Genomic DNA, 12917 nt, shown 5'->3' on the forward strand with positions numbered 1-12917 from the left:
AAGGTTTTTACGGGGTTATTTGCGAGTTTTTTTTAGCTTGTTCGCTGTCTAATAATTTATAGACTTCAGTGCCTGCGGCTAAAAATGCGCCCACACCGTAAACTTCTGTGTAATCAGGGAATGAATCACCGGGAGCGGCGCCTACAGGTTGGACAAAGCCAAGCATGCCTTCATCAGTGACTGACTTTTCCAAGGCGCGCCATGCTTTCATTAACGCTGGACGGTAAGTGGCTTTATCTAAGTAACCTTGGTTAATACCACATACAATACCATACGCATAAAACGACGTACCGCTGGTTTCTTTTATTGGGTAACCTTCTGTTCCGCCTAATAATCCCATTGACCAAGTGCCATCATCGCGTTGAATTTCGATTAACCGTGCGGCCATTTTGGCTAAATTGGCTTTGGGCTTTATAAAACTGATTGCCTTTTTCAAGGGTGATGCGTTTGATCTCATCAATATTTTTAGTGTTGTAGTGATAAGTTAATTCAAAAACCACTTTATCGGCGGATTTTTCTATTATTGCATAATCTGTGTAGACATTTGGCTGAATAAGTTTATCTGTGGTTTTTGCCTCAGTATCCCAAAGCGCAATGGAACCACAACCAAGGGAAGTACCTACATGATAAGGATCATAACCTTCGCCATGATCTTCATGATACGAAATACCTTGCTCATGGCCTTTATACCACTTATCAACAATCGGGTAATCAACCCGTTTTAACCAACAGTCCGTACCGTTGTTTTCAGCGGAGTCTGTTAAAGCAGGGCCATAAACACGAAAGGCAACCTTGTCATTTTCAAACGCAAAGTCGTCCATACGCTCTGGTACATAGCGGGCATGTACGCTAGTTTGGGGTGTTTTAGTTGAGCAACTACTGAGTAATATCAGAGAACTTATAGATGCAATTTTAAGCAGTGTGTTCATCATTACCTCTTATTTGATTATTCATCAATCGGCACCGAGGCTAACAATACAAGAGGAAGCTAGATAGCCTGATTAATGAGTGTCTTTATCTGTGTGCAAAAAAAGGGGGGTGATAACACCCCCCATAAACGTGGGAACAACTAATTATGTTTTACCAGAAACGGTAGTAAATAAACGCGGTGATACCGATGATCCCTGCGGTATGAATGTAATCCCATTTATCTAGGCCATCAGCAACCTCTTTTAATGTAGCTTTGTCTAGACTTGAGAAGGTAAGGCCTTTTAATTGCTCTTCACTTGCTTGCTTGGTGAATATACTCACTACAATCATAATGCCGACAACGAGTACGAATAGTAAAATACAGTAGTATAACCAGTTCATTGTGGTAACCCACTCCACTGGTGTACCCACTAGGCTGTCTTTAAATGGCAAAAGTACTAAGCGGAACATACCCATCACAAAACCAGATACTAAACCAACAAATCCCGCTGTAGGTGTAATACGTTTACTACATAAACCTAATAAGAATACGGCAGCAATACCAGGGGCAATCAGTGATTGCACGCTTTGCAGATATTCATACAGTACGTCTGCAATCAAGCTCATAATAGGTATCCACAATAAACCTAAAATAACAATGGCAACGGTTGCCAAACGGCCTACTTTTAACAGGTGTTTTTCGCTTGATTCAGGTTTGAACTTTTTATAAAAATCGATAGTAAATAAGGTGGCTGACGAATTAAATAACGAGGCTAACGAGCTCATTAATGCGGCAACAAGACCACCAATTACAATGCCTTTAACACCAGAAGGGAGTAGCTCTGCAACTAATGTTGGAAATGCCTGATCGGCGCTATCATAGCTAATAATGCCTTTTGCTTTTAATGCGTAAGCGATCATCCCTGGTACTAAAAAGATAAAAATAGGCAGTAACTTTAAGTAACCTGCGAACATAGTACCGCGACGCGCTTCTTTAATGCCTTTCGCTGACAGTACTCGTTGTACAATATATTGGTCGGTACACCAGTACCAAAAACCAATAATAAATGAACCAAAAATGATGCCCGGCCATGGAAACTCTGTATCAGAGGCGCTGCGAATTAAATGCATATTTACATCATTTAAACGCTCAACTTCTGACCAGCCACCGACTTTATCTAAACCAACGACTAAGATAACCACAGAGCCGATGATCAGCACCGGCGTTTGTAATACTGATGTCCACATTATCGCTTTCATGCCACCAAGTACGGTGTAGATACCCGTGATCACCACTAAGGCAATGGCGGAGATCCAGAAAAAATCAATGCCCCAAATGCTCTCGATACCGAGAATTGTTTTAAAGGCAATCCCCCCAGCATAAACGGTAACCGCGACCTTAGTGAGTACATAACTGATCAGGGAAATAACGGATAGGAAAGTGCGCGATTTGGAGTTAAAGCGGCGCTCTAAAAACTCCGGCATGGTATATACTTTACTACTCCAATAAAATGGTACGAAGACCCAACCAAGTAATAATATTATCCACGATTGCATTTCCCAGTGCGCTAACGCCATACCTGATTGTGCACCCGCGCCGGATAAACCAACTAAATGCTCAGAGCCAATGTTGGAGGCAAATATTGACGCCCCAATCACTAACCAACTAGCATTACGACCCGCTAAAAAATAATCTGTAGTATCTTCTTCTTTTTGCCTCATTGAGACGACGACAACGGCTAACAACAAGACAAAAAATCCTGCCAGCACCAGCCAGTCTAGTGTACTTAATTCGATCATCTTTGATTCCATTTAAGCCCGAAATCGACTTCGGTAAATTTGTGTGTAATAAAAATATTATAATACAAATAAGTTAAATGAAAGATATTTGTTAAAAATAGTGTGGTTATAAGTTAAAGAACTTTATGAACGAAAATGACCCTACATTAATCTTGGTAAGTGATTTGTAAGATGACGCAGGAAAATTATAGTAGTATCATACAATAAGTATTTTTAAAGGAACTGTTTGTTTATGGCACGCATTGAAAATTTAAATTTGTCACAACAGGTAACCAATGAGCTCGGTAAAGCCATCATTAATGGCCACTACACAGCGGAATCAGGTTTACCTACAGAAGCAAAATTATGTGAAGAGTATGGTATTAGCCGTACTGCTGTTCGTGAAGCTGTAAAAATGCTTGCGGCAAAAGGACTTATATCATCACGACCACGCCAAGGCATTCGTGTTGAGCCTGCAAATACGTGGAATTTATATGATACCAGTGTATTAAAATGGCTACTCGAAAGCAGCCCATCACTGTATGTATTAAAAGAATTTTTACAAGTGCGTTTAGCGATTGAGCCACAAGCGGCGGCACTCGCGGCAAGGCGTGCAGATAAAGACGCGATTGCAGAAATAGCCCTTGCACTTGATAATATGCAAGCAGCTGCAGATGCGCCCGATGGTGAAATTCACGAAGCTGATTTGTCTTTTCATACCGCTATTTTATTTGCCAGTGGTAATCGGTTCTTTTTCCAATTACGCGACTTTATTCGCACCGCATTAAATGTCAGTATTCAGCATACAACACCAGCCAAAGGCAGTAAAAAAGCGATTGCTGATGAGCATTTTAAAGTGTATCAAGCAATTTTAAATGGTGAACCTGAACGCGCTAAAAATATGATGACTTATATGATTGACGAAGCGATGTCATTCATTGAAAAAGAAATAGTTGAAAAAGAAATTGCTGATCAACAGTCAAGCAAGGTATCAAAATAGCCGCGTTTATTAATGAATTATCTTAATATTTAAGGAAATCATGCCAGCTTCAACAACACAAATAACACGTTATCCAAGCCTAGCTGGTAAAAGTGTTTTTATTACCGGCGGTGCCACAGGCATTGGTGAAATAATGGTAAAACGCTTTTGCGAGCAGCATGCAAAAGTGACTTTTATTGATATTGCCAAACAACAAGGCGACAAGCTCGTTACACAGTTGGCAGGGCAGTATCGCTTTGATCCACTCTATATTTACTGTGATCTGCGTGATATTGAGCAATTAAAAGCAGCCATTGAAACGACCGGTAAAACACAAGGCGAAATCAGTGTGTTGATCAACAATGCTGCTGACGACACGCGCCATGTTGCCGATAAAATGAGTGTTGAATATTGGGATGATAAACTTGCTGTGAACCTTCGCCCGTGTTTTTTCTCTGCACAAGCTGTGGCGCCACAAATGCAACGCATTGGTGGTGGTAGTATTATAAATATGGGGTCAGTGAGTTGGCGGATCAAACAAACTGGTATGCCAGCGTACACCACAGCAAAAGCGGGTATTGAGGGGCTGACACGCTCATTAGCGGCAACATACGGCAAAGATAATATTCGTATCAATACCTTAGTACCTGGCTGGGTGATGACTGAGCGGCAAATTACCCATTGGTTAACACCAGAAATGATTGAAGATGTTAGGCATAACCAATGTATTAATGAAACATTACAAGCTGATGATATTGTTAATGCGGCATTATTTTTAGCAGCCGATGACAGTAAAATGATGACAGCACAATCACTTGTTGTTGATGCCGGTTGGACCTAACACGAATAAAAAAATTTACCTTTTGGTAATCATATTATAATATTAAAATACTGTTGGCTGTATATTAGTCAAAACCAGCTTAAAAGGTAGAAAGGCGTTGCCCGATATTGTACTCGTTTATTTTATATTGATAATTGGCGCATGTTTACAGTGCGTAATTGGCTTTGGGCTAGGGTTACTCTGCGTACCAGTTCTGTATTGGCTAATGCCAGAGCTAGTGCCCGCGCCTATGATCCTCAACGCGTTGTTGATCACCGCATTACTGACAATAAAGCACCGCGGCGCAATTGATGTCAAACAAACTGGTTATTCCATTTTTGGCGGAGCTATTGGTGTACTCAGTGCCGCTGCTGTTATGGTCTATGTAGATTCTGAGCAATATCGGCTGCTATTAGGTAGCTGTTTATTACTTGCTGTCGGCCTGTCTTTAACGGGTTGGTCGCCTAAATTAACTATGCTATCAAACCTTGTTGCCTCCATTGCATCAGGTTTTATTGGCACCACCACCTCAGCAGGCGGCGCGCCGATGGGGCTGCTTTACCAAGCACAAAATAAAGATAAAATTAAAGCAAATCTCAGTATTTTTTTTGTGTTTATCAATCTGTTCGGCATCATTGCTTTATTAGTAACAGGCTCCGCTGATATGCAAGATATTGTATTATTTTTAAAGTGCTTACCAGCAATATTAATTGGCTGGGGAGCCTCGTATTTTGTTAATAATAGCATCAACGAAAAAGCCACACGGATACTCATTATTTTGGTCGCCAGTTTTTCAGGTCTAGCACTTATTTTTATTCACCGTTAATATAGTCGGCCTTTATGTGCTTTTAAGTTAGGTTTTCATGGCAGTTAACGCAATAAAAATGATCATCCCATGCCAATGCTTACTTGGCGAAGGCCCTTATTTCAGTCGTACTTTTAACTGCTTGTTTTGGGTTGATATTTTAAGCAAAGTTCTGTATCGCTTTGATTGCACACAGCAAACATTACAGGCAGTGCAAATGCCTGAGTCTATCTGTTGGCTGATGGAAAGCCACGATCAACAGCTTATCGCTGGGTTTGAAAATGCCATTTATTACCTCGATAGCAACACCCTGCAAAGAACATCGCTGTATTGCCAACTAAATGAGCCGCAAGGTAACCGTTTAAATGATGCCAAAACCGATCGCCATGGCAATTTGTTTTTTGGCACTATGGATAAGCTTGAGCAACAAAACGTGGGTTCATTGTATCGACTTGGCAATGGTAAAAGCTTGCAAAAAGTTGATAGCAATTATGTGATCAGTAATGGCCCTGCAATTAGTAAAGATGGTCGCACACTTTATTCAACAGAATCTTCAACTCAGACTATTTATCAGTTTGATTTAAATGCCCAAGGTGAGCTTAGCAACAAACGCGTATTCGTAAAATTTGACCAAACAATGGGTTTTCCCGATGGCATGACAGTCGATAACGACAATCACTTATGGGTCGCGTCATGGAATGGTCATGGCCTTTATCGTTTTTGTGAAAATGGCACTCTTGTGCATTTTTATCGACTCCCCGCACCTAGGATCACCAGCCTCACTTTTTTTGGCGATGATCTAACAACCATCGCCGTTACCTCCGCCCGCATTGGTCTTGAACCTGAGGTACTAACACAATATCCCTACAGCGGCGCTGTATTTATTTTACAAGCCAATATACAAGGAATAGCAGAAACGCCCGCGCAGCTGTGAGCACAATCGGTCAAGGCGTCTTTTTTAGTGCTAGGATAAAATGTTAGTATGTAAGTATATATTTGCATAAATGAGCCGCTATGAAAGCAAACACTACTTTTTTACAAAATGTAAAACAATCAACCACAGCAAAGCCAAGCTCTGAGTTAGAACTATTATGGCAACGCATAGAAAAACACACTAAGCGCAACGCTAATTTTGATACTAAAAAGCAAGGTTTATTTACTCAGTTCAAAGAACAAGTAGAGCCGCATGAGCAGTATCAAGCACAGATGATTGCACAGCAAGTTATTCATTTAAGTCAATTTATTCCCCGTAAGAGCTTAACTGTTGAGCAGCGAAGTGAACTGGTGGATTGGATAAATGCAGATTTAGATTATCTATCAAATCACCCGTTTACAGGTGACATAGATATAGCAGCAATATCACATACATTTCGCTCACAGCTGGATAAGCACAATCAAGCAGCGGTAAACGAGATTCCCGCATCTGAGTTGAATATGTTCAGGGCCATGCTACAGCAAGATTTTCCTGGTTTAGAATTAACCGATGAACAATTAAAGGAAATTACGCTTGATCCTAAACTGCTTTATCAACACTTAGATGAACAAGGCTTGGGTGATAACGCAGAGCATGAGCCAAACAGCACTGATGAAGCGTTTAATGCCGGCGATGCGTATAGCGATGATGATGAAGATTGGGAAGACTTTTTTGACCAATATGAACATTTTGATCGTGATGAAATTAAACAACAAAAGACAAACTCAAAATTAGAAAAACTCTTTAAGAGTTCGCAATTAAACAAAATGTATAAACGTTTAGCGTCAAAATTGCACCCCGATAAAGAGCCAGATCCAGCAAAAAAAGCTGAAAAACACCAGTTAATGCAACAACTCGGCGAAGCACGCAAAGCAAAAGACGGCTTTACCTTATTGCAGCTTTATATAACGCATTTTGACGACGATGTAGACTTTGACGAAGAAACCAAAGCAAACCTAGTACCGTTACTGCAAAATAAAATAGCTGAGTTAAATGCGCTTCATCGCAGGCAAAAACAAGGCAACGATGAACATACACTGGTATGGCGCAAGTTTAACGGCCGTAGTAAAGCACAGATCAAAGAAAACTTTGTAAATCATATAGCAGCTTTAAATAATGAATGTGATGAAATTGCAGAGCGCTTAGGCTATTGCACAACCGTAAAATTACTCAAAGAAGAACTAAACGATCGGATTTTAGACAAACGCCATATGCCAGCATCTTTTCAAGCCGCGCTCGAAAGTATGTTTAATTTTTGATCTAAAACAAACCATTCACGCAGAAAAGGAATTCTGCTTGTAAACAATAGTTTTTCTGATAACTTATGTTAACAACAATAAAAATAATAGTGCAGGGAGTGCATGACCCCACAATTTGATTATATTTGCCAACGTCGTTTTCACTTTATTGAACTAATCGTACATTGGGAAGGGCGGTTAACGACCAACCACTTGCAAAAACATTTTGCTATTAGTCGTTCAAGTGCTTCTAACATCATTCAAGATTACGTTAGGTTTCACCCCGATTTCTTACGCTACAATAGTTCGCTTAAAGGTTATCAAGCGACTGAATATTTTAACCCTTGCTTAAATGAGTTAGACCTAAGTGCATACTTAAAAATCGCTAAGCAAAGTGAAGATACCGTGAGCTGGCAACAGTTCACTTGGCTCAATTCACCACTTGCTGATATAGCCCCTAAAAAAGTGCGGGGTGTATTACAAGCACTTAATAGCCAATTAAGAGTGGATGTAGGTTACGCATCGGTGTCGAGCCCTGACTTTGAAGCTAGGATCATCAGCCCGCATAATCTAGTGTTTGATGGTATGCGCTGGCATGTACGCGCCTATTGTGAAAAGAACCGTGATTTTAGAGACTTTGTACTGACCCGTTTTAATGGCGAATATGAATTTGTGTTCCCCGTACTCACGGGGCTGAACCGCACCAATACCAGCCATGAAAGCGGGTGTTTCTGTGTTCCCCGTACTCACGGGGCTGAACCGATAAAACAGCACCGCATAAGTAAATGGCTCGTGTGTTCCCCGTATCCACGGGGCTGAACCGCTCATTCTAAGGGGGCGGTATGTTCAATTTAGGTGTTCCCCGTACCCACGGAGCTGAACCGCAAACCAACAACTTAATTTACCAGTGCCAGTTGTGTTCCCCGTACTCACGGGGCTGAACCGCAGATTCTATGCATGGAGACTTACTACAAGGCGTGTTCCCCGTACCCACGGGGCTGAACCTGACAGTTAACACCAGGTAACCAAGCTCCATGGATGGATTATTGACACGATAGTTTGTTTGAAATTAAGTCACTTTCGCGCTAAAGCACGACCTACAATTTAAAAGCTTCGCTTTCGCGTGAGCAAGCTCTACGCCTACATCCATAAACACCAAGCTACCAAGAAGCACCTGTTACTATCGTAGGAACTGGTGCTAGGGTAAGCCGCAGCTCGTTACCTTTTGTCTTCTCATTTACTCTCATTCACTTCTCATTGTGCAAAATGATTTTAAGTGATGTATTCACAAAGAGGTTATGAGGCGCTGCGCTTTGGAGCAGTGATATAAAAAGCTGTTAGGTTTGGGGTATTGGAAGTTAATGCGTTTCGTCAAAAACTTGAATTTGATTGCGGCCGGAGTTTTTTGCCATATACAGTGCGCTGTCGGCGGCGAGGATCATCATATCTGCGGTGGTGTTTTGATCTGGTTTGCAGCTATAACATCCGATGCTGATGGTGAGGTAGTCGGCTACGTTTGAATTTGGGTGAGGAATTTTTAGTTGGCTTATTTGCTGTTGCAGTAACTTGGCAAATTTTAAGCAGTGGGTTTTGTCAATGCTGGGTAATACAATTGCAAATTCTTCTCCGCCATAGCGGGCTGCTAAATCACCTTGTCGCTTACATAAACTATGTAATGCATGGGCAACTTGTTTGAGTGCGTGATCACCTTGTCTGTGGCCATGGTTGTCGTTATACAGTTTAAAATAATCGATATCACAAATGATCAAACTCAAGGGTTGCTGTGAGCGTGTTGCTCGTTGAATTTCACTGAGTAAGGTTTGATCAAAGCATCGGCGGTTGGCGATATTTGTTAGGCTGTCGAGGTTGGCTTGTGATTGCAGTTCTTTATTCATTAACAGTAGTTGTTGTTGGGCATGTTCTAAACGTTGTTTATAAAAAACATTTTTGAGGGCGTTGGTAATAATTTCACCAACGAGTTTAATGCGCATCAGATCGGTGTCGGTCCAGTGGCGTATATGTGTTACGCAATCACAGCCAATAAACCCGAACAAAGCATTTTCTGAGCGCAGCCCAATACATAAAACAGACTTGATGCCTTCTGATTCAAATTCAGCTTTTTCGGCAGCGGCGGCGCTTGGCAGCATTTTAACGTCAGGCACGTTAAAAACGTGTTTTTTGTTCATTGTGGCAAAAAAATACGGTAATAAATCTTGTGGAATATTTTGTAGTTTTTCTTTAAATGGTTTGATTTGTGTATTAACCCACTCATGCGTGTTGCTCATGGCTGTGCCGTCTTCGCTAAATTGAAATAAATAGCTGCGGTCGGCATCACAAAATGTACCAATGGTTTTTAACGCGCTTTCAATTTGTTGATCTAAGTTGTCACTTTGTATATCGATTAACTGAGTTGATATTTTTGCGATCACTTCATCAAAATCAGCCTGTTGTGACATGGCTGACTGAGGTTCGCACGCGAGTATCATTAATTGCGGGGCAATCAAACTATAAGTAACTTTTATGCACAGAGGGGTCTTTTTTTTAACGATTGTGAAGATGTGTTCAGCGTTATTACTAGGTGCTAAGAATGATTGATAATCAATAGGTTCATTATTATCTAATTGTAAAATTGATAAGTGTTCAAAGGCATTTTTGACAGGGTTGGTTGCAGGCATTAAGCCTAATAATTGCTGGCAGGAGGCATTAGCATGCAGCGTATCAGCTTGATCATCAAACAGCATGATTGCAATGGGTAATGCTTGTATTGATTGCCAAATTTCATCGACTGAATACTGTTTCACTGGCTTTCCAACTTCCTATTAACATATGTAGCTTACATACAATTATAGTTAAATGGTACTTTAATTGCGCATTTAACAGAGAAATTAGCGCAATATTAAGTTTTATAGTGCGTTTGAGCCTCGGAAGTATTACAATTGATACTGTATATCATTACTCCTTTTCGATATTTCTTTAATGATGATTTTTAGCACCCTTAAGCACAGGTAAAACCGCTTTTCATGACCGATATAACAACGCATCAAGCCTCTCGGCGCCGATTATTAATTGCATTAGCGATCACTTGCTCATTTATGATCATTCAGGTGGTTGGCGCTTATTATGCTAACTCATTAGCCGTATTGGCGGATGCCGGGCATTTATTTGTTCACAATAGCTCTTTATTCATTGCGTTAATAGCCTCTAGTTTAGCTATTCACTTGGCGAAGAATTATAACGATGGTTATCAAAAAGCTGAGCTAACCGGTGGTTTGATCAATGGTTGCTTGTATTTAGCGATCAGTTTAGTGATTTTATACGAAGGTGGAGAGCGCTTTTTACATCATCATGAAGGGCAAGGGCCTGAAGTAAATAGCTATTTAATGTCAGTGATTGCTGCAACAGGGTTTTTATTTCATGGTGCTGCAGCGTGGGTTTTATACAAAGGACGCAAGGCGAGTATTAATGTTTATGCCGTCTTTTTGCATTCATTTTTTGATTTAATATCAACAGTTTCTACCTTTATAGCAGGGGTCCTTATTTACCTGACTGGATGGAGCGTGATTGATATTCTCTCCAGTATGCTGATCGCCTTATTTGTCCTGTTTACCGGTGTAAAAGTGATTATTGGTTGTGTGAAAGGGTTGCGCCTTAATAAAGCTAAATTGCCAGATGTAGCCGATATTGAGCAGGCAATTTCGCATGTGGAACATGTAGAAAATGTACATAACGTAACGGTTACGCGTCGTGATAAAGAATTGGTCGTTGGTGCCCATGTGGTATTAAAACAACATTGCACTAAAGAAAAACATGACGAAGCATGCCGTTTGAAGGTTGAGCAGTTATTGGCGCAACAATTTAAGATTACCATTAGTGTGTTACAGATAGAAAGTAATGGCTGCAAGCATTAAATATAGGTAGCGTACTTGGCAAAACGGCTTTTTTCTTTTACTTTTAGATATCGTTCGTATTATTTTTGGACAAGCTATTGTCAATTTCTCAGCATCGATATTTTGCAGTTTGCTGCTCCGTATTATTAGGTATATTGGCGGGTTTTGTAAATTTACTGCCTTTTTGGTTTCTCGATAGCTCTGAATTTTTATTTGGCCAGTTTTTTGTTTTAATTTGTTTGTTGTTGTTTGGTCTGCGTTATGCGCTGATCACTTGTGCAATTAGCGCCATGTTTATCTTTTATCGCTGGGGGCATTGCTGGCCGTCGTTGGTATTTGTTGGCGAAGTCATTTGGCTTTATTATTTTAGCCATAAAAAAGCGCGATTATTGTTTGTTCGCGGCATAGTATATTGGCTGGTAATTGGTATTCCAGTTTTAGCTGCGATCGGCTATTTTATTATTGCTTTGCCTTGGTTAGCGATTGTTACAGCGCTAGTCAAGTACCTATTAAATGCAGCAATTATATTATCTATTGTTGATTTAATTAGCTTTTTCTTTATTCAGCAAGCCTGGCACAAACGTGCTTATTCACTCTATCAAATCCTTAATTACATCGTTAGTATCCTTATCATTTTAGTTGTTTTAATCACCTCTATTGTACTGACTAATAACCACTACGCCCGGATTGAGTATGAAGTAAAAGCACAGTTATCTAAAAAGTCGGAAGATATAGCGGCTAAAATAGATCTGTATTTAAATGACTATCGTCGAGGCATTGTTTTAACGGCAAAAGCAATTGAGCAGGGGGTGGCTAAAGAGGTTGCACTGGATCATTTAATGACACTTTATCCAAGCTTTTTGACTTCCATAGTGACCGACGAAAACGCCATTGCACGTGTATTTAATCCTCTTAGTTTACAAGAAAGTTTAAAAGGTAACAGTCTGTCGGTAGCAGACCGTGATTACTATATCAAAGGCAAAGAGTCGCCTAACGGGTACATCTCTGATATTTTCCGCGGTCGCGGCTTTGGTAATGTGCCTATTGTAGGGGTTTCTGCACCTGTATATATCGACGAACGTTTTCAGGGCGTGGTAGAAGGCTCATTAACGTTGGGATCGTTTGAACAGTTTCGGCCGTCGATATTTGATAACCAAGGTGAGTTAGTGGTACTTGATGCCAAAAAGCAAGTGGTATTCAGTACGTTAACATCTCATTATAAAGTGTTGGCACAACTATCCGCAGAGGAATTTTCGCAATTAGAAGGGAACGATCAAGCGATTATGACCACCACTATTGATGGTGAACAATACTATGTAAAAGTGTACTTATCTCAACAGCAGGGTTGGTATGTAGCCAGTTTATTACAACGTAAGTACGCCAATTTAGTTGCAGCTAGTGCTTGGGGGCAGTCGCTATTACTTATTGTGTTGGTGATTTTATTGCCAAGCCAGTTGATCGTAGCCAACTTTATCGCTGCCTTAACAAATGGGCTAATCGCTAAAGCTCACCTGTATTTAGTGTAAC

Annotated in this window: 11 protein-coding genes, 1 pseudogene and 1 CRISPR repeat array; of the genes and pseudogenes, 8 read left to right on the forward strand and 4 right to left on the reverse strand. The window is 40.5% G+C overall.

Features of this window, described 5'->3' with window-relative positions; translation table 11 throughout:
• Positions 1-7: 7 nt before the first annotated feature.
• The 3 genes from V7783_RS18095 to V7783_RS18105 form a co-directional block, all read right to left on the reverse strand.
• Entirely contained in the window at positions 8-388 is a 381-nt protein-coding gene (locus V7783_RS18095; RefSeq protein WP_335679905.1) for a glycoside hydrolase family 88 protein, read from the reverse strand.
• Positions 354-932 (reverse strand): DUF4861 family protein, encoded by a 579-nt coding sequence (locus V7783_RS18100; protein ID WP_335679906.1) that lies wholly within the window; start codon positions 930-932, stop codon positions 354-356. The genes V7783_RS18095 and V7783_RS18100 overlap by 35 nt, the downstream gene beginning before the upstream one ends.
• Positions 933-1080: 148 nt before the next feature.
• Complete coding sequence (locus V7783_RS18105; protein WP_283709101.1) at positions 1081-2709, reverse strand: sodium:solute symporter; 1629 nt, start codon at positions 2707-2709, stop codon at positions 1081-1083.
• Between the two features lie 232 nt (positions 2710-2941).
• Between V7783_RS18105 and V7783_RS18110 the strand changes: the two genes are divergently transcribed.
• The 6 genes and pseudogenes from V7783_RS18110 to V7783_RS18135 all read left to right on the forward strand — a co-directional run.
• On the forward strand, positions 2942-3688 hold the full coding sequence (locus V7783_RS18110) for a FadR/GntR family transcriptional regulator (protein WP_064665161.1): 747 nt from the start codon (positions 2942-2944) through the stop codon (positions 3686-3688).
• Positions 3689-3728: 40 nt separating this feature from the next.
• A complete protein-coding gene (locus V7783_RS18115; protein ID WP_335679907.1) occupies positions 3729-4508 on the forward strand; it encodes an SDR family NAD(P)-dependent oxidoreductase in 780 nt (259 codons plus the stop codon).
• A 97-nt stretch (positions 4509-4605) separates the two neighbouring features.
• On the forward strand, positions 4606-5313 hold the full coding sequence (locus tag V7783_RS18120) for a sulfite exporter TauE/SafE family protein (RefSeq protein WP_064665159.1): 708 nt from the start codon (positions 4606-4608) through the stop codon (positions 5311-5313).
• A gap of 37 nt (positions 5314-5350) precedes the next feature.
• Complete coding sequence (locus V7783_RS18125; protein ID WP_335679908.1) at positions 5351-6226, forward strand: SMP-30/gluconolactonase/LRE family protein; 876 nt, start codon at positions 5351-5353, stop codon at positions 6224-6226.
• A gap of 80 nt (positions 6227-6306) precedes the next feature.
• Entirely contained in the window at positions 6307-7524 is a 1218-nt protein-coding gene (locus tag V7783_RS18130) for a J domain-containing protein (protein ID WP_335679910.1), read from the forward strand.
• Between the two features lie 102 nt (positions 7525-7626).
• A pseudogene (locus V7783_RS18135) lies at positions 7627-8145 on the forward strand (WYL domain-containing protein); the annotation flags it as partial.
• Positions 8146-8174: 29 nt separating this feature from the next.
• Positions 8175-8509: direct repeats of the CRISPR family, unit length 30 nt; unit sequence TGTGTTCCCCGTACTCACGGGGCTGAACCG.
• A gap of 352 nt (positions 8510-8861) precedes the next feature.
• Here the strand turns inward: V7783_RS18135 and V7783_RS18140 are convergent.
• Positions 8862-10304, reverse strand: a complete 1443-nt coding sequence (locus tag V7783_RS18140) for a sensor domain-containing diguanylate cyclase (RefSeq protein WP_335679913.1) — start codon at positions 10302-10304, stop codon at positions 8862-8864.
• 219 nt (positions 10305-10523) lie between these two features.
• On the opposite strand from V7783_RS18140, the gene V7783_RS18145 reads away from it, so the two are divergent.
• Positions 10524-11411, forward strand: a complete 888-nt coding sequence (locus tag V7783_RS18145; RefSeq protein ID WP_335679914.1) for a cation diffusion facilitator family transporter — start codon at positions 10524-10526, stop codon at positions 11409-11411.
• Between the two features lie 134 nt (positions 11412-11545).
• On the forward strand, positions 11546-12916 hold the full coding sequence (locus tag V7783_RS18150) for a cache domain-containing protein (protein WP_335679915.1): 1371 nt from the start codon (positions 11546-11548) through the stop codon (positions 12914-12916).
• Position 12917: the final 1 nt, after the last annotated feature.

The sequence above is a fragment of the Pseudoalteromonas sp. genome (assembly GCF_036960685.1).
GTDB lineage: Bacteria > Pseudomonadota > Gammaproteobacteria > Enterobacterales > Alteromonadaceae > Pseudoalteromonas.

What these genes read in the sequence shown, in the direction of transcription:
- V7783_RS18095 (WP_335679905.1), bottom strand. Translation starts at nt 388, where the DNA reads ATGGCCGCACGGTTAATCGAAATTCAACGCGATGATGGCACTTGGTCA.
- V7783_RS18100 (WP_335679906.1), bottom strand. Translation starts at nt 932, where the DNA reads ATGATGAACACACTGCTTAAAATTGCATCTATAAGTTCTCTGATATTA.
- V7783_RS18105 (WP_283709101.1), bottom strand. Translation starts at nt 2,709, where the DNA reads ATGATCGAATTAAGTACACTAGACTGGCTGGTGCTGGCAGGATTTTTT.
- V7783_RS18110 (WP_064665161.1), top strand. Translation starts at nt 2,942, where the DNA reads ATGGCACGCATTGAAAATTTAAATTTGTCACAACAGGTAACCAATGAG.
- V7783_RS18115 (WP_335679907.1), top strand. Translation starts at nt 3,729, where the DNA reads ATGCCAGCTTCAACAACACAAATAACACGTTATCCAAGCCTAGCTGGT.
- V7783_RS18125 (WP_335679908.1), top strand. Translation starts at nt 5,351, where the DNA reads ATGGCAGTTAACGCAATAAAAATGATCATCCCATGCCAATGCTTACTT.
- V7783_RS18130 (WP_335679910.1), top strand. Translation starts at nt 6,307, where the DNA reads ATGAAAGCAAACACTACTTTTTTACAAAATGTAAAACAATCAACCACA.
- V7783_RS18145 (WP_335679914.1), top strand. Translation starts at nt 10,524, where the DNA reads ATGACCGATATAACAACGCATCAAGCCTCTCGGCGCCGATTATTAATT.